Genomic DNA, 21048 nt, shown 5'->3' with positions numbered 1-21048 from the left:
ATCACCGCCGGGGCGTGAGGCGTCCGATCCGGTCGGCGGCGCGGGTCAGCGCGCGCTCGCGGCGCAGCGACGCCTCCGGGGTACGCACGCCGAGGAAGCCGATCCGGCTGAACGCGCGGGCGGCCCGCTCCCGCCGGACGGGCACCGGGTCGGGCGCGGTCACCGGCACGTCGGCCAGCGCCCGGCCGGACAGCCCGAGCACGCGCGCGGCGAGCAGCCGGACGCGGGGCAGGTGCCACGGGTGGGAGACCAGCCCGAGTGGCCGCTGGGCGGTGAACTCCGCCGGGCCGAGCAGCCCGTCCTGGACGGTGTGCGCCAGGTTCTGCACGGTGGTGCGGGAGCGGGTCTCGGCGGCCGAGCGGGCGTACGCGTCGAGCCCGGCGTCGCGCGCCAGCGCCCGCATCAGCTCCGCCTCCCGGTATCCGGCGGGCGGGGCGGGCGCGCCGGCCGGGCCGTGCGGCCAGCCGCCGGTGAACACCACCCGGGCGTCCGGCGCGCGGCGGAACGCCTCGGCGTGCGCGCGGACGTAGGCCACCGCGGCCTCGGTGCGCGCGACGCTCTCCGCGGTGAGCCGGTAGCCGTCGTCGCCGGCCACCACCCCGCGGCCGAAGACCAGCAGCACTGTGGCGGGAGGCGTCATCCCTTCACGGTACGGGCCGGATCACTCGTCGTCCGGCGGCCAGGGCGGCGTGCCGACGCCGGTGATGCGGACGCCGCCCCACGGGTCCACCTCGGCCAGCCGGGCCCGAGTGACCCGCTCGCCGATCCGGACCTCCACGTCCCGGCGGCCGGAGCGCAGCAGCCGCACCAGGCGCGGTTCCGGCTCGACCCGGCCGGCCCAGTGGTAGCGGCCGTCGACCGGCTCGAACCGCCCGCCCGCGTGCAGCCGTACCGAGGTGCCGGCGATCTCGGCCGTGCCCTGCCAGGTCACCTGTCGATCCGTTCGTGCGCGCGGGTCAGCTCCGGTGGCAGGTCGGCGCCCCGGCGGACCCCCTCGATGCCGCTCCACAGCAGCGTGGTCAGGTATTCGGTGAGCGCGGCCCGGTGGATCGGCTGCCCGTGCGTGGTCCACCAGTCGCCGACCGCCTGCACGAACCCGACCAGCCCGTACGCCCACGGCTCGGCCGGGCCGGCGTCGAGGCCGAGCGCGCGCAGCCGGTCGCCGATGACCCGGGCCAGCCCGGTCGCGACCTGCCGGCTGGTGCCGGTGACCACCTGCTGGATGCCGGGATGCCCGGACTCGTGCACGAGGAACCGGTAGAGCGACGGCTCGTACTCCACCACGCTCAGGTACGCGTCGATCGTCGCCTCGACCAGCGCCCGCTCCTCGCGTACCTGCTCCACCGCGGGGGCGATGGCGGCCACCACGCGCGCCGCGACCACCTCGCTGACCGCCAGCCAGAGCTGGGCCTTGTCGGCGAAGTAGCGGTAGAGCACCGGCTTGCTGACCCCGGCGGTGGCGGCGACCTGGTCCATGTCGACGCTCGGGCCGTGCCGCAGCAGCGCCTGCACGGCGGCCGCGATCAGTTCCTGCCGCCGCTGTTCGCGGTGGTCGGCCCAGCGGTCGCGCCGCCCGCCGGAGCGGGGTGCGGCCGGCTCCGGTGGAGCGTCGGGGCCATTGACATCGGTGGTGGTCCGTCGCATGCTACCACTCGTAACAGTTACTCGAAGTTACGTCAATATGGAGGGGTCATGGAGCGGACGACGGCCGGATTCCCGCGCGAGGCGGTCGCCGATCGCCTGCTCTCCGCCTCGGTGCGCACCAGCTACGACCCGATGGTCGACATCGACTGGTCGGCACCACCGGTGCCCGGCGCGTACTGGCTGCCGCCGACGCGCAGCAGCCTCTACGGCACGCCGCTGTGGGACGCCATGACCGAGGACCAGCGGGTCGAGCTGACCAAGCACGAGGTCGCCAGCGCGGCCAGCGCCGGGATCTGGTTCGAGACGATCCTCATGCAGATGCTGATCCGGCAGTACTACGACGCGGACCCGACCAGCCGGCACGCCCAGTACGCGCTCACCGAGGTCGCCGACGAGTGCCGGCACTCCATCATGTTCGGCCGGCTCATCGAGGCCGCGGGCGCGCCGGTCTACCGCGCCGAGCCGTTCGACCACCTGCTCGGGCGCTGGCTCAAGTCCACGGCGACCGGCCCGCAGATGTACGCGGCCATCCTGATCGCCGAGGAGATCCTCGACTCGTTCCAGCGCGAGATCATGGCCGACGAGTCGTTGCAGCCGCTGATCCGGATGGTGTCGCGCATCCACGTGGTGGAGGAGGCCCGGCACGTGCGTTTCGCCCGCGACGAGCTGACCCGGCAGGTGGAGGCGGCCGGACCGGTGGCGCTGGCGTACGCGCGGCTGGTGATCGGCCGGGCCGCGTACTCGATCACGCGGCGCCTGGTGCACCCGCGGGCGTACGCGGCGGTCGGGATCGACCCGGCGGCCGGCCGGGCCGCGGCGCGGGCCAACCCGCACTGGCGGGCCACGCTGCGCTGGTCCGCGCAGCGGATCGCCGACCACCTGACCGAACTGGGCCTGGTCGCCGGGCCGGGCCGGGTGCTGTGGCGCCGGGCCGGGCTGGTGGAGGGCTGACCGGCGGCGACCCGAAGGGGAAAGGATCGCCGCCGGCCGCCCGGTCAGGAGGTGGGGAAATTGTCAGCGGTGCGGATGCGCTCGCGCATGTACGCGCCGGACTCGGTGAGCACCGACGTCCCGCCGAACGAGCCGGACGCGCAGGTGCCCGGCCGCAGTGCCGCCGAGCCCTCGGGGGCGTCGGAGAGCGTCCAGTTCGCGTAGCTGATCTTCAACCGGTCGAGCAGGTCGAGCCAGGCGTTGCTGCTGGCGGTGTCGACAGCGCCGTCACCGGTGTACGTGACGGTGCCGAACTCGGTGACGAACAGCGGGAGCCGGCTCGCCGCCCGCTGCACCTCGTTGCGGTAGTTGTCCTTGTGCGACGCGGCGTAGAAGTGGAACGTGTACATGATGTTCTGCGCCCGCACCGGGTTGTTCACGATCTCGTCGGAGTTGCCGCCCTCGGACACGCCGAGCGAGGACCAGCCCCGGGTGCCGACGATGACCACCGCGTCCGGGTCGTTGGCCCGGATCACCGGGATGACCTGCTCGGCGTAGTCGCGGATGGTCGACCAGCTCACCCCGTTGGGCTCGTTGGTGATCTCGTAGATCACGTTCTTCTTCGCGGCGTTGCGCGCCGACACGTTGGCGAAGAACGTCTTGGCCCGGTCCAGGTTGTACATCGGGTCACCGGGCGTCAGCGTGTGGAAGTCGATGAGGGCGTACATGCCCCGGGCCTCGGCCTTGTCCACGAGCGTGTTCACCTGGTTGGTGAAGCCGGCCGGGTTGGTCTCGTAGCCCTGCTCCTGCACGTACATGGAGATGCGCAGCAGGTCGGACCGCCACTCGTTCGCGAGTACGTCCAGCGAGGCGTCGGTGTAGCAGTTGGCGAACCACTGCAACCCGTGCGTGCTCATGCCGCGTAGCTGGATCGGCCGCCCGTACTGGTTGCAGAGGTTGACCCCGCACACCTGGAGCTGGCCGTTGATCGCGACCGGCGTGGTGCCGGTCGGCGGCGGCGTGGTGGGCGGGGGAGTGGTCGGCGGTGGCGGGGTGCTCGGCGGGGGCGTGCTGGGCGGCGGTGTGCTCGTGCCGCCGGTGCAGACGGTGCCGTTGAGCGTGAACGACGTGGGGTTCGGGTTCGAGCCGGTCCACGAGCCGTTGAAGCCGACTGTCGTACTCGCGCCGGTGCCGAGCGCGCCGTTGTAGTCCAGGCTGCGGGCGGTGACCGCCGAGCCGCTCTGCTGCCAGGTGGCCGACCAGCCCTGCACGACGCGCTGGCCGCCGTCCGGGAAGGTGAAGCCCAGCGTCCAGTTGCTCACCGGGTCGCCGAGGTTGCGCACCGCCACGCTCGCGGTGAAGCCGCCGGGCCAGGCGTTGGTGGTGTAGGTGACGGCGCAGCCGGTCGCCGCCATCGCGTCGGGCGAGGGCAGGACGGCCACCGCCGCCAGGGCGAGCGCGCCGACCGCGCCGCCGGCGAGCAGGTGCCGCCGGGACGGGCGGGGAATCGAGAACATGCGGGAAGGTCCCATCGTCTGGATGGTGATCGGACGGTGCCCGTCGTGAACCTGCCCGGAAAGCCCGACGCGGCGGCCTGGGGGAGCGCTCCCACGGCCGAGCGTAGAGGTGGATACCGATGCGTGCAACCGCCGCCGGTCAGCGGCCGCCGCGGCGCCCGCCGTAGAGCCGCAACGCGTTGCAGACGTCGTACACACCCGGCACGTCCCACGCCAGCTCGGCGGCGACCAGGCGCGTCTGGGGGTCGGCCACCAGGCCGGCGAGGATGACCACCCGGTTCTGCACGGTCACGGTGATCTGCTGCCGGCGGGTGGTCCAGTCGGCGCTGAGCCGCTGGGCGACGAGCGACGCGAGGCGGGTGTCCGCGTCGTCGGGCTCCGGCCCGCCGCCGGTGAACGGGAACTCGGGGTACGGCCAGGGCATCACCACGGGGAGGGCTCCTTCTGTTCGGTCAGGACCGGTCGCCGGGACGCGGGGCCCGGCGCCGGGACGCGGCCGTCGACGACTGTGAAGACGCCGTCGAGCCGCATGGTGTGCAGCACGGTGAGCACGAACCGCGAGGGGGACAGCAGGCCCAGTCGCCGGCCGTCGCGCCGGGCGTCCTGGTGCGCGCGCACCAGCAGGCTGAGCCCGGCGGAGTCGATCACCTCCAGGCCGGACAGGTCGACCAGCTCCATGTCGTCGCGCCGGGAGCGCTCGTCGAGGGCGCGGCGGACCTCGGTGGCCGGGGCGACGTCGTGGGCGGCCGGGGTGCCGCCCACCTGCTCCAGGTCCTCGGTGCCCAGGCCGTCGTCGGCGATGGCCGCCCGGGCGCTGCACCGGGGGCAGTGGTGCGGTCCGGACGCGAACGGCGAGCCGACCCAGTCGTGCTCGAACACGAGCGTCCACACCACCTCGGCGTCGGGCAGCGTGGCGCCCGCGCCGGTGACGCTGTCACCGCAGCCGTCGCAGATGAGCATCATCAGGTGGTCCGCGGGTACGACAGTCACACCTCCTCCTTCCGCCGGCCGCCCGTGCCGGGAGGGGTCTGCCCCTGGGCCTCCGGCCGGCCGGCGGCGACCACCGCCAGCACGACCGCCACGGCGGCGAAGCCGGTCTGCACCATCAGCGGCAGCACCGGCGATCCGTCGGTGCGGTGGTCCACCAGCCCGACCACGATCGCGCCGAGCAGCGCGGCCGCGACGCCGAGCGCGAGTGTCAGCCACACCGGGACGGCCTTGCGCCCCGGCAGGACGAGGCGTCCCAGCCCGCCCACGGCCAGACCAACCACGAGCGCTCCGACGAGCGTGCTGCCGGTCACCACTCCTCCTCAGCGTGATGCGGACGCGACCCGGGCCCGGCCGCGCGCGGCCGGACGGGGCGTGTCGACGACGGGTACGGCACCGAGCCCGGAGTTCTCCAGGATGCGCCGGATCCGCGGATGCGGACTGCTCAGCGTGAGCAGACCGCCCTGGCGCGCCAGCCGGCGGTGCACGTCCAGCAGCAGCGCGACGGCGGCGGCGTCCACATGGCGGCACCCGGCGAGGTCGATCGTCAGCTCGCGGGGCCGGAGCGCGAGGATGCGGTCCATCACGTGGGCGACCTCGGGCAGCCCGGCGAGGTCCAGTTCGTCGGTGATGTCCACGCGCACGTGCGGCACCGCGGACTCCGGCGGGGACGGCAGGCTGGCAGGCATCGGGTCGCTTCCGTGACGGGATCGGGTCAGCCCCCACTCTGCGCAGGGATCTTGGAGGTCACCGGACGGTTGTGTGACGGTTCGATGACAAAAACCACGAACGGCCCACGCGATTGGGCGACCCGTGCCGCGCCGGTCATGATGCCCATATGACGGCCGTACTGGTGATCGAGGACGACGACCGCATCCGGCTCGCGCTGCAGCTCGCCCTGGAGGAGGAGGGCTACGAGGCGTACGGCGCCCCGACCGCGGAGGACGGCCTGCGCCGGCAGCGGGAGAAGCCGGCCGACTACGTGCTCGTCGACCTGATGCTGCCCGGCATGAACGGGTTCGACTGCATCCGCCAACTGCGCCGCGACGACGACGTGCCGGTCGTGGTGATCAGCGCCCGCGACGACACCCACGACATCGTCGCCGCGCTGGAGGCGGGCGCCGACGACTACGTGGTGAAGCCGGTCGCGATCAAGGAGCTGTCCGCCCGGCTGCGGGCGCTGCGCCGGCGCGTACGCACGGTGTCCGGGCCGGTGCCCGCCCAGTTCTTCGGCGACCTGGAGATCAGCGCGGAGGCCGGCGAGGTGCGGCGCTCGGGACAGCCGGTGCCGGTCACCCGCACCGAGTTCCGGCTGCTGTGCGAGCTGGCCGAGCACGCCGGCCGGGTGCTGTCGCGCCAGCAGCTGCTCAGCCGGGTCTGGGGTTACGAGACCGGCGACGAGCGGCTCGTCGACGTGCACGTGGGCCGGCTGCGGCAGAAGATCGAACCCGACCCGGCCAACCCGCGCCACCTGGTCACCCTGCGCGGCCTCGGCTACAAACTCCAGCGATGACCCGTCCCGGCCTGCGCGCCCGGGTCACCGCGGCGTTCGCCGTGGGGGCGTTGCTGCTGTCCGCGCTGATGGCCCTGTTCTCGTACGACCTGACCCGGCGCTCGCTGCTCGACGAGCGGGAGCGCACCGCGGTCCGGGCCGCCTACTACGACGCCGCCGTGGTCCGTTCCGGCCTGGACACCGGCACCCCGGACGTGGTGGCCGTGCTGCGCTCGCTCGACACCGGCAGTGCCCGCCGCCCGCTGCTGCACCTGCCCGACGGCTGGTACGCCCGTACCGCCGACGTAGGCGCCAGCTCGGTGCCGGTGGAGCTGCAGCGGATGGTGGCCGACGGCAAGCCCGCGGTGCAGCGCATCCGGCTCGACGGGCAGCCCGCGCTGCTGGTCGGCGTGCCGCTGCCCGGCGCGCTCGGCTACTACGAGCTGACCTCGCTGCGGGAGGTCGAGGAGACGTTCCAGGTGGTGGGCCTGGCGCTGATCGCGGTGGCGATCATGGTCGCCGGTGCGGGCGCGGCGCTCGGCTGGTACGCCACCCGGCACAGCCTGCGGCCGCTCACCGCGGTCGCCGACGCGGCGGAACGGATCGCGTCCGGCGACTTCGCCACCCGGCTCGACCCGACCACCGATCCCGACCTGACCCGCCTGTCCAGCTCGTTCAACGAGATGGTCGACAAGCTGGTGCACCGCATCGAGCGGGACCGGCGCTTCGCCGCCGACGTGAGCCACGAGCTGCGCTCGCCGCTGCAGACCCTGGCCGCCGCCGCGAGCGTGCTCAACCGCCGCCGGGAGCACCAGGACGAGCGCACCGCCACCGCGGCGGGCCTGGTCGCCGACGAGGTGACCCGGTTCCAGCGTCTGGTCGACGACCTCATCCAGCTGGCCCGCACCGAGCAGCCGGCACACCGCGAGACGGTCGACGTGGTGGAGCTGGCCCGGGCCACCTGCCGGGAACGGTCGCTGCCGGAGAGCCTGGTGACCGTCGGCGGCGACGCCCCGCGCCTGTGGTGGGTCGACCGGCGCCGGTTCGCCCAGACGCTGCTGAACCTGCTGGAGAACGCCGAGCGGTACGGCGGCGGGCCGGTCGCGATACGCCTCGGCGGGCGCGACGGCGTGGGCGTGCTGGAGGTCGACGACGACGGTCCGGGCGTGCCGCCCGGCGACCGCGAGATCATCTTCGACCGGTTCGTCAGGGGCCGGGCGGCGCACGACCGGGCCGGCACCGACGGCACCGGCCTCGGGCTCGCGCTGGTGGCGCAGCACGCCGCCGCGCACGGCGGTACGGCCGCGGTGCTGGACCGCGGGCCCGGCGCCCGCTTCCGGGTCGAGCTGCCCGGAGCGCTGCGATGAGCCGCCGGCGGCTCCTGCCCGGCCTGCTGGCGGCCGTGCTGCTGGGCGGCTGCGGGGTGCCGGTGGACGACGAGCCCCGCGTGGTGCAGACGCCGCCCGGCGCGTTCCCGACCCCCGCCGTGTCCTCGACCGCCGACGGGGACGGGCGGGTGGACGAGCCGTTCTGCTTCGTCCGCGACGACGGGCTGGTCGTGGTCAAGCGCCGGGTGGACGGGTTGCCCGGGGTGGACTCGCACCTCCAGCACCTGCTGGCCGGGCCGGACGGCGGCGAGCGCCGTCAGGGGCTGGCCACGGCGCTGCCGGGGACGGTGGCGGTGGCCGGGGCGACGCTGACCGGCACGCTGGCCACCGTCGACGTGCGCCAGGCCGGGGAGGAGACCGGCCGCAACGACGAGGTGCTCGCCTTCGGGCAGATCGTGTGCAGCCTCACTCAGCGGCCCGACGTGTACAGCGTGGCGTTCCGCCGGGACGGGCAGCCGCTGGAGGTGCCACGCGCGGACGGAAGCCTCTCCGCGCTGCCGCTCACCGCCGCCGACTACCGGCCACTGTTACCTCGCTGACACCCTTCCTCGCTGCTCTGTCCGGATATGAACCGAAATCTCCATCGTCCGTTCGGTTGATTTGGCGGTGACCTTTGGTCTAGTGTGGCTGGCACGACCGGTGTGGGAGGCCACCCGTTCTCCGAGGACAGGAAGGGCAGCATGACCACGATGACCATGGCATCGACCGCGACCGAGGTGCAGCGCGCGCCGCAGACCGGTGAGGAGAGCCGCGCCAGTGAGCTGATCGCGGCGCTCGCCGCGCTGCCCGCCGACCACCCCCAGCGGGCCGCCCTGCGCAACCAGGTCATCGAGGCGTGGCTGCCGCTGGCGAACCACCTGGCCGCCCGCTACAGCGGTCGCGGCGAGCCGGCCGGCGACCTGGCCCAGACCGCGGCGCTCGGCCTGATCAAGGCCGTCGACCGGTTCGACGCCTCGCGCGGCGTCGACTTCGCCGGCTTCGCCATCCCGACCATCCTCGGCGAGATCAAGCGGCACTTCCGCGACCGCACCTGGAACATCCGGGTTCCGCGTCGCCTCCAGGAGCTGCGGCTGCGCATCTCCGAGGCCAACAGCACGCTGACCCAGACGCTCAACCGGGCCCCGACCGTCGCCGACATCGCCGCCCACCTCGACGTCACCGAGGAAGAGGTGCTGGAGGGCCTGGAGGGCGCCCGCGCGTACAACGCGGTCTCGCTGTCCACCCCGATCGGCGACGGCGACAGCGCCACCGAGCTGGGCGACACGCTCGGCACCGAGGACAACGAGTACGAGCTGGCCGACCTGCGCGCCTCGCTCGGCCCGGCGCTCGCCACGCTCGACGAGCGGGAGCAGAAGATCCTCACGCTGCGCTTCTACGGCAACCTGACCCAGAGCGAGATCGCCGCCCGGGTCGGTGTCTCCCAGATGCACGTGTCCCGGCTGCTCGCCCGCGCCCTGACCAAGCTGCGCGGCCAGCTCACCGAGGCCTGAGCCACCCGTACCGCGACCCCCGCCGGCCCGGCCGGCGGGGGTCGCGTCGTGTCACCAGCGCGAGGGCGGAGGCGGCGGCACCACGGGCGGCCGGTCGTCGCAGGTGATGGTGTTCGGCAGCAGCCACGACGCCAGCCAGCCGCCGTCGTTGCCGCCGAGGTCGGTCAGGCCGAACTCCGACCCGGTCGGGGTGAAGTGGAACGACCCGCAGTTGTTCACGCCGACCGCGCCCACGTTGCGGGCGTCGACGTTCGCGAAGCTCGCCCCGCCCGCCGTACGCGCGCTGACCACCGACGTCCCGGTGCCGTCGACCCGGATGTCGCGGAAGCGGACGTTGTCGATGCGGACGCTGTCCTTCACCGGCCAGTCGCTGACCAGCATGATCGCGTTGTAGGTGCTGTCCAGGTACGCGTCACCGCGAACCTCGATGTCCGCCGCGTCGATGCTGCGGTCCAGCGCGTAGAACCAGATCGCGCCGAGGCCGATGTTCCAGTTCAGGTCGTACGTGCCGGCCCGGACCGTGGTGTTGCCGGTGATCCGCAGCCGGCCGGTGAACGGCTCGGCCCCGAACCGGGAGCCCACCTGGATCGCGCTGCCCTCGCGTACCGGGTCGGCGATCAGGTTGTGCGCCACGGTGAGGTCGGCGCCGCCGTACAGCGCGATGCCGTTGGCGAGCACCGGCGACTGCACGGTGTTGTACGCGAACGTGTTCGACGCGTTCGCCGTGCCCTCCGACCACATGGCCAGCGCGTCGTCACCGCTGTTGCGGACCACCGAGTTCGTCACCGACGAGTGCGTGACGCCGGTGTGGAAGTTCAGCCCGTCGGCGATCTGGTCCGCGATCACCGTGTTCGTGACCCGCAGGCCGGTCATCGGCCCGTCGAACCACATGCCGACCTTGGTGTGGTGCAGGTAGAGGCCGTCGATCGTGCTGCGGTTGAGCGCCCCGCCGACGGCGTTGACCTGGTCGGTGTCGATCCGCTCCCGTACGTCGCCCTCGATCGCGAAGCCGGACAGGTGCACGTCGCTGCTGCCGCCGTCGGCGGCGTCGCGGCCGTAGAAGCCGACGCCGGTGTGGCGGGAGCCGTCGGGTGCCGGCGTCTCCAGCGCCACCTCGCGTCCCCGCACGACCGTGTACCAGCTGCCGGCCCCGGCGATCGTCACGTCGTCGACGACGACGTGCCGGTTGACCTGGTAGGTACCAGGCGGCAGGTAGAGCGGGCGGTCCACCCGGCGGGCGTACGCGATCGCGCGGTCGAACGCGTCGGCGGACTCCCGCCGGCCGGTCGGATCGGCGCCGAAGGACAGCGCGTTCACCGCGCGGGGGACCGTCCGGGGCGGTGCGATGAGGTGCGCGTCCACCAGGTCGATCACCGTCCACGCGGCGGCCGTGCCGCGCGGCGCGGTCAGCCGGACCACCTCACCGGCCCGGTGGGTACGGCCGAGCAGCATCCGCTGCTCGTCGTAGAAGTGGTGCGGCCGGAACGGCTTGCCGATCACCGGCGCGGGCGTGGTGGCGGCCGGGACGCAGGAGCACTCGGTGATCCACCAGTCCGGGTGCAGCAGGTCGGCGCCGGGGTCGTTGGTGAACGGGTACTGGTTGTAGAGCCAGGCGTACTGCGAGGTCAGCGTCATGGTGCGCGGGGGCGCGTGCCCGACTGAGACCCGCAGCGGCGCGGTGATCCCGCCGCCGCCCGGCGCGTCCGGGATGCTGTAGCGCACGGTGAGCGCGTTCGTGGACCTGGGGAGCGTCAGTTCGACGTGCTGGCCGGGCAGCAGGCGCACGGCCCGGCGGCCGGACGCCTCGCCGGCCAGTGTGTACGCCGACCGGTCCGGCCCGATCACGGTGCCCGTGGTGCGGCCGTGTTCCGCCTCCTGCTCGACGTAGTCCACCGTCGCGCCGCGACCGGCGACGAGCGCGGGGTCGAGCCCGGCGCGGGTCACCACGGGGGACGGTCCGCGCGGCGGGCCCGCCGCGGCGGCACCGGGTGGTGCGAGCAGGGCGGCGGCGACGACCAGCGCCGCGAGGATCCTCGGCACGCTCCGCGACATCGGGGCACCCACTTTCTCGGGGGAGGGGTGGCCTCGGCGGCGCAGGCCATCGACAAGGCTCCTCATGTTATTCCGGCGCCCTGTTGCCTTTCAAGCATCAATCTGCTCGCATCTTTCGGACCGATTGCCCGCCCGGACGGCAAGACCTGACCGCTCCGGCTGTTCATTTCTTGCAAGAATCCGACGTACGATTGCCGCCGTGACGAAGCGCCTGACCGAGGTGGCCCGCAAGGCGGGTGTCAGCGAGGCCACCGTGAGCCGCGTGCTCAACGGCCGTGGCGGCGTGTCCGAGGCGACCCGGACCGCCGTGCTGACCGCCCTCGACGTGCTCGGCTACGAGCGCCCGACGAAGCTGCGCGGCGAGCGCGCCCGCCTGGTCGGCCTGGTGCTGCCGGAGTTGCAGAACCCGATCTTCCCGGCGCTGGCCGAGGTGGTCACCGGCTCGCTCGCGCAGCGCGGCTTCACCCCGGCGCTGTGCGCCCGCACCATCGGCGGCGTGCCGGAGTCCGGGTACGTGGAGATGCTGCTCGACCACCAGGTCAGCGGCGTCATCTTCGCCGGTGGCTCGTACGCCTTGGCCGACGCCTCGCACGAGCACTACCGGCGCCTGACCGACCGGGGCCTGCCGGTGGTACTGGTGAACGCCGGTGTCGAGGAACTGGGCTTCCCGCGGGTGTCCACCGACGACGCGGTCGCCGTCGAGCAGGCGTACGGGCACCTGCGCTCCCTCGGCCACGAGCGGATCGGCATGGTGCTCGGCCCGGCCGACCACGTGCCCTCGCGCCGCAAGCTCGACGCCATGGTCCGGGCCGCCGGCTGGGGCGAGGACCGGTCCCTGGTGGAGCGATCCAGCTTCTCCATGGAGGGCGCCCGGGTCGCCGCCACGAAACTGATCGAGCGCGGCGCGACCGGGATCGTCTGCGCCAGCGACGTGCTGGCGCTGGGCACCATCCGGGCCGCCCGCCGCCTGGGCTGCGCCGTACCGGCCGACGTGTCGGTGGTCGGGTTCGACGACTCGGCGTTCATGACCTGCACCGATCCACCGCTGACCACCGTGCGGCAGCCGATCGAGACGATGGGCCAGGCTGCCGTGGACCTGCTGGTGACCCAGATCGACGGCGCCGGCGTACTGCACGACGAACTGCTGTTCGAGCCCGAGCTGGTGGTACGCGGCTCCACCGCTCCCGCCCCTCGGCGCTGACCCGACCCTCTCCTGCCTCGCCCCGCGTCCATCCAGGACCCGGGGCCTGCCGTCGTTCCCCGAGGTGACACCGGCTCCGCGATCTGCGTGACCAAGTCGTGTTCTTGCGTTGTTGAGTCGGCATCTTGCTGCCGATGGTTCACGTCGTTACAGTGACTCCACTCACACCTGACCCGGGGCGCGGTTTCCGGAGGCAGGGCGCGCGCCGGTTGCCGTTCCACCACCGAGGCAGCCGCGCGGTCACCGCACATCAGTGAAGGCCATGGATACACCCGTTCCCGAAGGGATGGACAGATGTCCGTACCGCAGTATCGGAAGGTCGCGGCGCTCGCGCTCGCGGCCGGCCTCGGGCTCAGCCTTGCGGCGTGCTCCACCAAGAGCGACGACAGCAGCGACGCCGGCGGCAAGGTCACCATCACGGTCGACTGCCAGCCGGTCGGCGCGCAGAAGGAACTGCTCAAGAACTGGAACGACGATGTCGCCGAGTTCCAGCGGCAGAACCCGGACATCGTCGTCAAGAGCGTCAGCGTCGGCGAGCAGTGCAACAACCCGCCGGACTTCACCGCCCGCCTGGCCGGCGGCACCGTCACCGACGTGTTCTACGGCTACATGACCGACCTCCAGCAGGTGCTGGACTCCGGCCAGGCGATGGACATCGGCCAGTACGCCACGAAGGACACCATCGCCACCTGGGACAGCGTCGACCCGGCGCTCAAGGACGTCTTCACCGACGGCGGCAAGCTCTACGCCGTACCGGTGAAGAACTACTCGATGGGCCTGATCTACAACAAGGCGCTGTTCCAGCGGGCCGGGCTCGACGTGAACAACCCGCCGAAGACCTGGCCCGAGGTGCGCGCCGCGGCCAAGAAGATCTCCGCGCTCGGCGACGGCATCGCCGGGTACGCCGAATACAGCGCCGGCAACACCGGCGGCTGGCACTTCACCTCGCTGCTCTACTCCCAGGGCGGCCAGGTGCTCAGCGCCGACGGCAAGAAGGCCGACTTCAACAACGCGATGGGCAAGCAGGTCCTGCAGAACCTCAAGGACATGCGGTACGGCGACAACAGCATGGGCAGCCGGCAGCTGCTCCAGTGGGGTGACCTGCTCACCAACGCCGGCGCCGGCAAGGTCGGCATGTTCATCGGCGCGCCGGACGCGACCCAGGCGATCGTCAGCCAGTTCCAGGGCAAGTACCAGGACTGGGCGATGGGCCCGCTGCCCGGCCAGGACGGCCCGGCCAAGGCGACGCTCGGCGGCGGCGAGGGTTACTTCTTCAAGAAGGGCCTGAGCCCGGAGCAGGTCAAGGCCGGCCTGAAGTGGCTCGCCTACCAGAAGCTGACCCCCGGCAAGGGCCAGTTCGACTACGTGCGCGCCAAGCCGCAGAACTACCCGGTCGGTCTGCCCCAGCCGCTGCTGTTCGCGAACGGCAGCGACGCGCAGAAGCAGGAACTGGAGCTGCGCAAGGCCAACGCCAACGTGGACACCACCAACTTCGCGGTCTTCGAGGCCAACCCGGTGCCGATCAAGGGCGAGCCGCGCAACGCCCAGGCCATCTACGCGGTGCTCGACGCCGCGATGTCCGGGGTGCTGACCAACCCGAACGCGAACATCGACGCGCTGCTCAAGACCGCCGAGGACAAGGTCAACCAGCTGCTGGCCGCGCAGAGCTGATCCGACCGGAGGTGGGGCCGGCGCACCGGCCCCACCTCCCCGAGCACCGCAGGAGTCGCCTTGGCGCTCACCACCGCCCCCGGCGCCACCCGCCGTACCGGCCCCGTCGCGCCGCCGCCGTCGCGTACCGCCGGACGCCGCGCCGGTCTCGGCCGCAAGGTCCGGGACAACCTCACCGGGCACACGTTCCTCATCGGCGCGGTCGCGTGCTTCGCCGTCTTCTCCTGGTACCCGATGGTCCGCGGCGTCGTGATGAGCTTCCAGCGCACCCGCCGGGGCGAGACCACCTGGGTGGGCTGGGACAACTACAGCCGGATCATCGCCGATCCGAGCTTCTGGACCGCCTGGAAGAACACGTTCGTCTTCACCGGCCTGGCGCTGGTGCTCGGCTACCTGGTGCCGTTCTTCGTGGCGATCCTGCTCAACGAGCTGCGCCACGCCAAGGGCTACCTGCGGGTGCTGGTCTACCTGCCGGTGATGCTGCCGCCGGCCTCAGCGCTGTTCCTGTTCAAGTTCTACGCGTACGACCCGAGCGAGGCGGGACTGTTCAACGCGATCCTCACCGCTCTGGGACTGCCCACGTCGGAGTGGATGCAGTCGCCCACCATGACGATGCCGGCCATGGTGATCGCGTCGACCTGGATGAACATGGGCGGCGCGGTGCTGATCTACCTGGCCGCGTTGCAGAACATCCCCGGCGAGCTGTACGAGGCCGCCGAGATCGACGGCGCCGGGCTGTGGCGGCGCATCCTGCACGTGACAGTCCCGCAGACCCGGCTGATCCTGGCGCTGCTGGCGATGCTTCAGATCGTCGCCACCATGCAGCTGTTCATCGAGCCGCTGATCCTCGCCAACGGCGCCGGTACGCAGGACTCGGCGACCTCCGTGGCGTACCTGATCTACCAGCACGGGTTCTTCCAGAACGACCTCAACGGCGCCGCCGCGCTCGGCGTGATCATGCTGGTGGTGCTGGCCGGGTTCTCCGCCGTCTACCTGCGACTGACCGCGAGACAGGACTAGGACATGGCCGCCGACCTCACCACCCGTACCCTCGTCTCCCACGCCCAGCTGCGGCGCGGTCGTGGCCGCGTCCTCTACTGGATCGTGCTGTCAGTGGTCGTGGCCGGGTTCACGCTGGTGTTCCTCGGCCCGCTGTACTGGATGGTCACCGGCGCGCTGAAGTCCGGCCAGGAGATCGCCCAGACACCACCGACGCTGTTCCCGCAGGACCCGCAGCCGGGCAACTACGTCGACGCCTGGACCAACCTGGACCTGGCGAAGCTGCTGTTCAACACGTTCTACTACGCCACCGGGGCGGTGCTGTTCCAGCTCGTCCTCGACACCGCCGCCGCGTACGCGCTGTCGAAGCTGCGCCCGGTGCTGGGCAAGCTGATCCTCGGCATGATGCTGGCGACGCTGATGATCCCGGCGATGGTGCTGATCGTCCCGCAGTACGTGACGGTGATCGACCTGCCGATCGTGCACGTCAACCTGCTCGACTCGCCGTTCGCGATCTGGCTGCCGCTGGTGGCGAACGCGTTCAACATCTTCCTGCTGAAGCGGTTCCTCGACTCCATCCCGGAGGACCTGATGGCCGCCGCCGTGATGGACGGCGCCTCCCCGCTGCGCACGCTCTGGTCCATCGTCCTGCCGATGTCGCGTCCGATCCTCGGCGTGGTGGCGATCTTCGCGGTGACGGCGGTCTGGAAGGACTTCCTCTGGCCGAAGCTGGTGATGCCGTCACCGGAGACGCGGACCGTCAGCGTCGGCATCTACGCCTTCGCCGGCGGCACCCCGATGAACGTGGTCATCGCCGCGTCGGTGATCGCCGCGATCCCCACCGTCGTGCTGTTCCTGATCTTCCAGCGCAACATCATGTCCGGCCTGACCACCGGCGGCCTCAAGGGCTGACCGGGCACCCTCGGCTGCAACCCGGCAGCCGACGAGCCCGCCGCACGACCGCCGCAGAACCGACCCCGCAGAAAGCAGGTGCCCGTGTCCATGGCCGACAACAGCTCGTGGTGGCGCTCCGCGGTGATCTACCAGGTCTACCCGCGCAGCTTCGCCGACGGCGACGGGGACGGGATCGGCGACGTCGCCGGCATCCGGTCCCGCCTGGACCACCTCGCCGCGCTCGGCGTCGACGCGATCTGGTTCAGCCCCTGGTACCCGTCGCCGATGGCCGACGCCGGCTACGACGTGTCCGACTACCGCGACATCGACCCGGTCTTCGGCACGCTCGCCGAGGTGGAGGCGCTGATCGCCGAGGCGCACGCGCTCGGCATCCGCAGCATCGTCGACGTGGTGCCCAACCACTGCTCCGACGCGCACCCGTGGTTCCGGGCCGCGCTCGCCGGCGGGCCGGCCGCGCCCGAGCGAGAGCTGTTCTGGTTCCGCGCCGGGCGGGGACCGGGGGGTGACCTGCCGCCCACCGACTGGACCGGCGAGTTCGGCGGACCGACCTGGACCCGCACCACCGACCCGGACGGCACGCCCGGCGACTGGTACCTGCACCTGTTCGCCCCGCAGCAGCCCGACTTCAACTGGGACCACCCCCGGGTCCGCGCCGAGTTCGAGGACATCCTGCGCTTCTGGTTCGAGCGGGCCGTGGACGGCATCCGCATCGACTCGGCCGGTCTGCTGGTCAAGGACGGCACGCTGCCCGAGGTCCACCCCGACCGGCCGCACCCGTTCCGCGACCAGGACGGCGTGCACGACGTCTACCGCGCGTGGCGGCGCATCGCCGACTCGTACCCGGGCGGGCGCGCGCTGGTCGGCGAGGTGTGGCTGCCCGACCGGCAGCGGTTCGCGAACTACCTGCGCCCGGACGAGCTGCACACCGCGTTCAACTTCGACTTCCTCGGCTGCGCCTGGGACGCCACAGCGCTGCGGGAGAGCATCGACGGCACGCTCGCCGCCCACGCCCCGGTCGGCGCACCGGCCACCTGGGTGCTGTCCAACCACGACGTCACCCGCCACGTCACCCGGTACGGCCGCGCCGACACCCGGTTCAGCTTCGCCGCCAAGCGCGAGGGCATCCCCACCGACCTGGAACTGGGCACCCGCCGGGCCCGCGCCGCCGCGCTGCTGTCCCTCGCGCTGCCCGGCGCCGCCTACGTCTACCAGGGCGAGGAGCTGGGCCTCTGGGAGGTCGAGGACATCCCGTACGAGCTGCGGCAGGACCCGATGTGGGAGCGGTCCGGGCGGGTCGACCCGGGCCGCGACGGCTGCCGGGTGCCGCTGCCCTGGCAGGGCGACACCCCGCCGTTCGGGTTCAGCCCCGACGGCGCGACCGCCGCGCCGTGGCTGCCGCAACCGGCCGACTGGAAGGACCGCACGGTCCGCGCCCAGACCGGCGATCCGCACTCGATGCTGGAGCTGTACCGGGCCGCGCTGACGCTGCGCCGCGCCGAACCCGCGCTCGGCGACGGCACGCTCACCTGGCTGCCCGCACCGCACGGCGTGCTCGCGTTCGCCCGCGAACCCGGCTTCACCTGCCTGGTCAACCTCGGCGGCGAAGCAGTGCCACTGCCCGCGCACGACCGGCTGCTGCTCGCCAGCGGCCCACTCGACGACGACCGGCTGCCACCGGACACCGCGGTCTGGCTGCGTACCCGGTCGGCCTGACCGCGGCGCAGGCGGCCCGTCCCGGCCGCCGCCACGCCGCCACCTGGGGAGGAGGAAGGAGAGGCAACGCCGCACGGGGGGATCTGGCCACCGACGAAAGGGAGCACACCCCGCATGGCCGAGCACCGCACCGCGCACCGCCACCGCAGCACCGGCGTGGCCGCCCTCGCCGCCGCCGCGCTCGCCGCCTCGGCACTCGTCGTCGTGGCGCTCACCACGACCGCCACCCCGGCGCACGCCGCCGGACTGTCCCCGTTCGACATCACCGGACGCGGCGCCACAGTGCCGTTCCGGGAGCAGGAGGCCGAACAGGCCGCACACACCGGCACGAGGATCGGCCCCGACCGGCGCTACGGCACGCTGCCGTCCGAGGCGTCCGGCCGGGAGGCGGTCACGCTCGACGCCGTCGGCGAGTACGTCGAGTTCACGCTCACCGCCCCGGCGAACGCGGTCACGTTCCGGTACAGCCTGCCGGACAACGCCGCCGGCACCGGCCGCGACGCCACCATCGACCTGCGCGCCAACGGCACGCTGGTCAAGGCCGTGCCGGTCACCTCCCGGTACGGCTGGTACTACGGCGGCTACCCGTTCAACAACAACCCGGGCGACACCAACCCGCACCACTTCTACGACGAGACCCGCACCATGTTCGGCACCACCTACCCGGCCGGCACGAAGATCCGCCTCCAGGTCTCCTCGACCGCCCAGTCGCCCGCGTTCACCATCGACCTGGCCGACTTCGAGCTGGTCGGGGCGCAGATCACCAAGCCGTCCGGCGTGCTGGACGTGGTGACCGACTTCGGCGCCGACCCGACCGGCGCCACCGACTCGACGCCGAAGTTCCAGGCCGCCGTGGACGCGGGGAAGGCGCAGGGCCGGGCGGTGTGGATCCCGGCCGGCACGTTCACGCTCTGGGACCACGTGGTGGTCGACGGCGTGACGCTGCGCGGCGCCGGCCCCTGGTACTCGGTGCTCGGCGGCCGCCACCCCACCGACCGCAAACGGGCCGCCGGCATCTACGGCAAGTACGTGCCGGGCGGCGGCTACTCCGGCGAGATCCGCCCGCACGAGGCCGGCGGGCCCAGCCGCAACGTCACGCTGCGGGACTTCGCCGTCATCGGCGACATCCGGGAACGCGTCGACGAGGACCAGGTGAACGCCATCGGCGGCGCGATGACGAACTCGGTGGTGGACAACCTGTGGTTGCAGCACACCAAGGTCGGCGCCTGGATGGACGGTCCGATGGACAACTTCACCATCCGCAACAGCCGCATCCTCGACCAGACCGCCGACGGGGTGAACTTCCACTGGGGCGTCACCAACTCCACGGTGACGAACACGTTCGTCCGCAACACCGGCGACGACGCGCTGGCCATGTGGGCGCAGAGCGTGCCGAATGTGGGCAACTCATTCACCCGCAACACCATCGGCGTGACGATCCTGGCCAACCACCTGGTCACCTACGGCGGCCGGGACATCACCATCGCCGACAACGTCACAGCCGACTCGGTCACCAACGGCGGCGGCATCCACGTGGCGAACCGCTATCCGGGCGTCACCGGGCCGACGGCCGTGTCCGGCACCATCACGGTGGCCCGCAACACCCTGATCCGCAACGGCAACTCCGACTACAACTGGCAGTTCGGCGTGGGCGCGATCTGGTTCTCCGCGCTCAACGAGCCGATCCAGGGCGCCGCGATCAACGTCACCGACACCGACATCCTGGACAGCTCGTACGCGGCGCTGCACTGGATCGAGGGGCAGACCAGCGGCATCTCGTTCGACAACGTGCGAATCGACGGCGCGGGCACGTACGCGCTCCAGGTGCAGGCACCCAGCCAGGTCCGGTTCACCAACGTCCGGGCCACCGGCATCGCCCAGTCCAACCCGATCCACAACTGCGTCGGCAGCGGTTTCCAGATCACCCAGGGCGCCGGCAACTCGGGCTGGTACACGCCCACCCCGTACTGCGGGCCGTGGCCGCAGCCGCAGTGGGGCAACGGCCCGTCCAGCCCGCCGCCCACCAGCCCGCCGCCGACCACGGCAGCGCCGACGACGGCCCCGCCGACCACCGCGCCGCCGACCACGCCGCCGGCCGGCGGGAACCTGGCCCTGGGCCGCCCGGCGACCGCCACCAGCACCACCCAGACGTACGCCGCCGGCAACGCGGTCGACGGCAACGCCGCCAGCTACTGGGAGAGCGCCAACAACGCGTTCCCGCAGTCGCTCACCGTCGACCTCGGCGCGTCCCGCACCGTCGACCGGGTGGTGCTCAAGCTCCCGCCCGGCTGGGAACGGCGTACCCAGACGCTGTCGGTGCTCGGCTCCACCGACGGCTCCGCGTACACCACGCTGGCCGCGTCGGCGGGCCGCGTCTTCGACCCGGTCGCAGGCAACAGCGTGTCGATCGCGCTGCCGTCCGGCGACCGGCGGTTCGTCCGGGTCACGGTCACCGGGAACACCGGCTGGCCGGCGGGCCAGCTCGCCGAGCTGGAGGTGTACGGCGGCGGCACCACCACGCCGACCACGCCGCCGCCCGCCACGACCCAGCCGCCCACCACCGCGCCGCCGGCCGGCAACCTCGCGGCGGGCCGTCCGGTCGCCGAGACCAGCCACGCCGACGTGTACGGCGCCGCCAACACCGTCGACGGCAATGCGAACACCTACTGGGAGAGCGCCAACAACGCCTTCCCCCAGTCGGTGACTGTCGACCTGGGCAGTGCCCGGCCGGCCGCCCGGGTGGTGCTGAAGCTGCCCCCGTCGGCGGCCTGGCAGACCCGCACCCAGACCGTCACCGTGCTCGGCTCCACCGACGGCTCGTCGTTCTCGACCCTGAAGGCGGCGGCGGGTTACACGTTCGACCCGGCGGGCGGCAACAGCGTGTCGATCGCGCTGCCCGCCGGTGACCGCCGCTTCGTGCGGCTGACCTTCACCGGCAACACCGGCTGGCCGGCCGGCCAGCTGTCCGAGTTCGAGGTGTACGCCTCCTGACCCGGCGCGGCGGGGGCCGCCCCCGGCCCCCCCCCCCCCCCCCCCCCCCCCCCCCCCC

At 72.6% G+C, this 21048-nt stretch carries 20 protein-coding genes; 11 read left to right on the top strand and 9 right to left on the bottom strand.

Annotated features, from left to right (window positions below; genetic code table 11):
- Position 1: 1 nt before the first annotated feature.
- From M8C11_RS25185 to M8C11_RS25175, 3 genes are read right to left on the bottom strand one after another with little or no spacing between them, the layout of a single operon-like run.
- Positions 2 to 640: a YdcF family protein gene (locus M8C11_RS25185; protein WP_252453736.1), complete on the bottom strand. Its 639-nt coding sequence runs from the start codon at positions 638 to 640 to the stop codon at positions 2 to 4.
- 21 nt (positions 641 to 661) lie between these two features.
- Complete coding sequence (locus M8C11_RS25180; RefSeq protein WP_121684503.1) at positions 662 to 931, bottom strand: DUF4873 domain-containing protein; 270 nt, start codon at positions 929 to 931, stop codon at positions 662 to 664.
- On the bottom strand, positions 928 to 1644 hold the full coding sequence (locus tag M8C11_RS25175) for a TetR family transcriptional regulator (RefSeq protein WP_120570057.1): 717 nt from the start codon (positions 1642 to 1644) through the stop codon (positions 928 to 930). The genes M8C11_RS25180 and M8C11_RS25175 overlap by 4 nt, the downstream gene beginning before the upstream one ends.
- Positions 1645 to 1692: 48 nt before the next feature.
- Here M8C11_RS25175 and M8C11_RS25170 point away from each other — a divergent pair, with 48 nt between their 5' ends.
- Positions 1693 to 2595: a diiron oxygenase gene (locus M8C11_RS25170; protein WP_120570056.1), complete on the top strand. Its 903-nt coding sequence runs from the start codon at positions 1693 to 1695 to the stop codon at positions 2593 to 2595.
- Between the two features lie 44 nt (positions 2596 to 2639).
- On the opposite strand, the gene M8C11_RS25165 is transcribed toward M8C11_RS25170, so the two are convergent.
- From M8C11_RS25165 to M8C11_RS25145, 5 genes are all read right to left on the bottom strand, one after another.
- Positions 2640 to 4091 carry a cellulase family glycosylhydrolase gene (locus M8C11_RS25165; protein ID WP_252453827.1) on the bottom strand — a complete coding sequence of 484 codons (1452 nt, stop codon included), beginning with the start codon at positions 4089 to 4091 and terminating at the stop codon, positions 2640 to 2642.
- 139 nt (positions 4092 to 4230) lie between these two features.
- Entirely contained in the window at positions 4231 to 4521 is a 291-nt protein-coding gene (locus tag M8C11_RS25160; protein ID WP_091428140.1) for a BON domain-containing protein, read from the bottom strand.
- On the bottom strand, positions 4515 to 5081 hold the full coding sequence (locus M8C11_RS25155) for an STAS domain-containing protein (protein ID WP_091428142.1): 567 nt from the start codon (positions 5079 to 5081) through the stop codon (positions 4515 to 4517). Before M8C11_RS25155 ends, M8C11_RS25160 begins: the two co-directional genes overlap by 7 nt.
- Entirely contained in the window at positions 5078 to 5392 is a 315-nt protein-coding gene (locus tag M8C11_RS25150) for a hypothetical protein (protein ID WP_120573797.1), read from the bottom strand. The genes M8C11_RS25155 and M8C11_RS25150 overlap by 4 nt, the downstream gene beginning before the upstream one ends.
- A gap of 9 nt (positions 5393 to 5401) precedes the next feature.
- Positions 5402 to 5767, bottom strand: a complete 366-nt coding sequence (locus tag M8C11_RS25145) for an STAS domain-containing protein (protein WP_091428145.1) — start codon at positions 5765 to 5767, stop codon at positions 5402 to 5404.
- 149 nt (positions 5768 to 5916) lie between these two features.
- Here M8C11_RS25145 and M8C11_RS25140 point away from each other — a divergent pair, with 149 nt between their 5' ends.
- The 4 genes from M8C11_RS25140 (at position 5917) to M8C11_RS25125 (ending at position 9448) form a co-directional block, all read left to right on the top strand.
- Complete coding sequence (locus tag M8C11_RS25140; protein ID WP_091428148.1) at positions 5917 to 6591, top strand: response regulator transcription factor; 675 nt, start codon at positions 5917 to 5919, stop codon at positions 6589 to 6591.
- Positions 6588 to 7937 carry a cell wall metabolism sensor histidine kinase WalK gene (locus M8C11_RS25135; RefSeq protein WP_252453733.1) on the top strand — a complete coding sequence of 450 codons (1350 nt, stop codon included), beginning with the start codon at positions 6588 to 6590 and terminating at the stop codon, positions 7935 to 7937. The genes M8C11_RS25140 and M8C11_RS25135 overlap by 4 nt, the downstream gene beginning before the upstream one ends.
- Positions 7934 to 8497, top strand: a complete 564-nt coding sequence (locus tag M8C11_RS25130) for a GerMN domain-containing protein (RefSeq protein ID WP_091428152.1) — start codon at positions 7934 to 7936, stop codon at positions 8495 to 8497. Before M8C11_RS25135 ends, M8C11_RS25130 begins: the two co-directional genes overlap by 4 nt.
- Before the next feature lie 141 nt (positions 8498 to 8638).
- Positions 8639 to 9448: a SigB/SigF/SigG family RNA polymerase sigma factor gene (locus M8C11_RS25125; RefSeq protein ID WP_091428154.1), complete on the top strand. Its 810-nt coding sequence runs from the start codon at positions 8639 to 8641 to the stop codon at positions 9446 to 9448.
- 51 nt (positions 9449 to 9499) lie between these two features.
- Here M8C11_RS25125 and M8C11_RS25120 read toward each other — a convergent pair whose 3' ends face one another.
- Positions 9500 to 11500 (bottom strand): glycosyl hydrolase family 28-related protein, encoded by a 2001-nt coding sequence (locus M8C11_RS25120; protein ID WP_252453730.1) that lies wholly within the window; start codon positions 11498 to 11500, stop codon positions 9500 to 9502.
- A 199-nt stretch (positions 11501 to 11699) separates the two neighbouring features.
- Between M8C11_RS25120 and M8C11_RS25115 the strand changes: the two genes are divergently transcribed.
- The 6 genes from M8C11_RS25115 (at position 11700) to M8C11_RS25090 (ending at position 20990) form a co-directional block, all read left to right on the top strand.
- Complete coding sequence (locus M8C11_RS25115; RefSeq protein WP_091428158.1) at positions 11700 to 12701, top strand: LacI family DNA-binding transcriptional regulator; 1002 nt, start codon at positions 11700 to 11702, stop codon at positions 12699 to 12701.
- 294 nt (positions 12702 to 12995) lie between these two features.
- Positions 12996 to 14372, top strand: coding sequence for an ABC transporter substrate-binding protein (locus M8C11_RS25110; RefSeq protein WP_252453727.1), 1377 nt, complete (start codon positions 12996 to 12998; stop codon positions 14370 to 14372).
- A 60-nt stretch (positions 14373 to 14432) separates the two neighbouring features.
- On the top strand, positions 14433 to 15392 hold the full coding sequence (locus M8C11_RS25105) for a carbohydrate ABC transporter permease (protein ID WP_120570048.1): 960 nt from the start codon (positions 14433 to 14435) through the stop codon (positions 15390 to 15392).
- 3 nt (positions 15393 to 15395) lie between these two features.
- Positions 15396 to 16283 (top strand): carbohydrate ABC transporter permease, encoded by an 888-nt coding sequence (locus M8C11_RS25100; RefSeq protein ID WP_252453724.1) that lies wholly within the window; start codon positions 15396 to 15398, stop codon positions 16281 to 16283.
- A gap of 90 nt (positions 16284 to 16373) precedes the next feature.
- Entirely contained in the window at positions 16374 to 17999 is a 1626-nt protein-coding gene (locus M8C11_RS25095) for a glycoside hydrolase family 13 protein (protein ID WP_252453825.1), read from the top strand.
- Between the two features lie 114 nt (positions 18000 to 18113).
- Complete coding sequence (locus tag M8C11_RS25090; RefSeq protein ID WP_252453721.1) at positions 18114 to 20990, top strand: discoidin domain-containing protein; 2877 nt, start codon at positions 18114 to 18116, stop codon at positions 20988 to 20990.
- Positions 20991 to 21048: the final 58 nt, after the last annotated feature.

The organism is Micromonospora sp. CPM1, from assembly GCF_023896895.1.
Classification (GTDB): domain Bacteria; phylum Actinomycetota; class Actinomycetes; order Mycobacteriales; family Micromonosporaceae; genus Micromonospora; species Micromonospora tulbaghiae.
This window is presented reverse-complemented; position numbering and strand designations above follow the sequence as displayed.

Excerpts from the sequence above, each read along its gene's own strand:
- M8C11_RS25095 (WP_252453825.1), top strand. The coding sequence starts at position 16,374 with ATGGCCGACAACAGCTCGTGGTGGCGCTCCGCGGTGATCTACCAGGTC.
- M8C11_RS25145 (WP_091428145.1), bottom strand. The coding sequence starts at position 5,767 with ATGCCTGCCAGCCTGCCGTCCCCGCCGGAGTCCGCGGTGCCGCACGTG.
- M8C11_RS25090 (WP_252453721.1), top strand. The coding sequence starts at position 18,114 with ATGGCCGAGCACCGCACCGCGCACCGCCACCGCAGCACCGGCGTGGCC.
- M8C11_RS25185 (WP_252453736.1), bottom strand. The coding sequence starts at position 640 with ATGACGCCTCCCGCCACAGTGCTGCTGGTCTTCGGCCGCGGGGTGGTG.
- M8C11_RS25170 (WP_120570056.1), top strand. The coding sequence starts at position 1,693 with ATGGAGCGGACGACGGCCGGATTCCCGCGCGAGGCGGTCGCCGATCGC.
- M8C11_RS25125 (WP_091428154.1), top strand. The coding sequence starts at position 8,639 with ATGACCACGATGACCATGGCATCGACCGCGACCGAGGTGCAGCGCGCG.
- M8C11_RS25110 (WP_252453727.1), top strand. The coding sequence starts at position 12,996 with ATGTCCGTACCGCAGTATCGGAAGGTCGCGGCGCTCGCGCTCGCGGCC.
- M8C11_RS25140 (WP_091428148.1), top strand. The coding sequence starts at position 5,917 with ATGACGGCCGTACTGGTGATCGAGGACGACGACCGCATCCGGCTCGCG.
- M8C11_RS25130 (WP_091428152.1), top strand. The coding sequence starts at position 7,934 with ATGAGCCGCCGGCGGCTCCTGCCCGGCCTGCTGGCGGCCGTGCTGCTG.
- M8C11_RS25175 (WP_120570057.1), bottom strand. The coding sequence starts at position 1,644 with ATGCGACGGACCACCACCGATGTCAATGGCCCCGACGCTCCACCGGAG.
- M8C11_RS25100 (WP_252453724.1), top strand. The coding sequence starts at position 15,396 with ATGGCCGCCGACCTCACCACCCGTACCCTCGTCTCCCACGCCCAGCTG.
- M8C11_RS25135 (WP_252453733.1), top strand. The coding sequence starts at position 6,588 with ATGACCCGTCCCGGCCTGCGCGCCCGGGTCACCGCGGCGTTCGCCGTG.
- M8C11_RS25165 (WP_252453827.1), bottom strand. The coding sequence starts at position 4,091 with ATGTTCTCGATTCCCCGCCCGTCCCGGCGGCACCTGCTCGCCGGCGGC.
- M8C11_RS25120 (WP_252453730.1), bottom strand. The coding sequence starts at position 11,500 with ATGTCGCGGAGCGTGCCGAGGATCCTCGCGGCGCTGGTCGTCGCCGCC.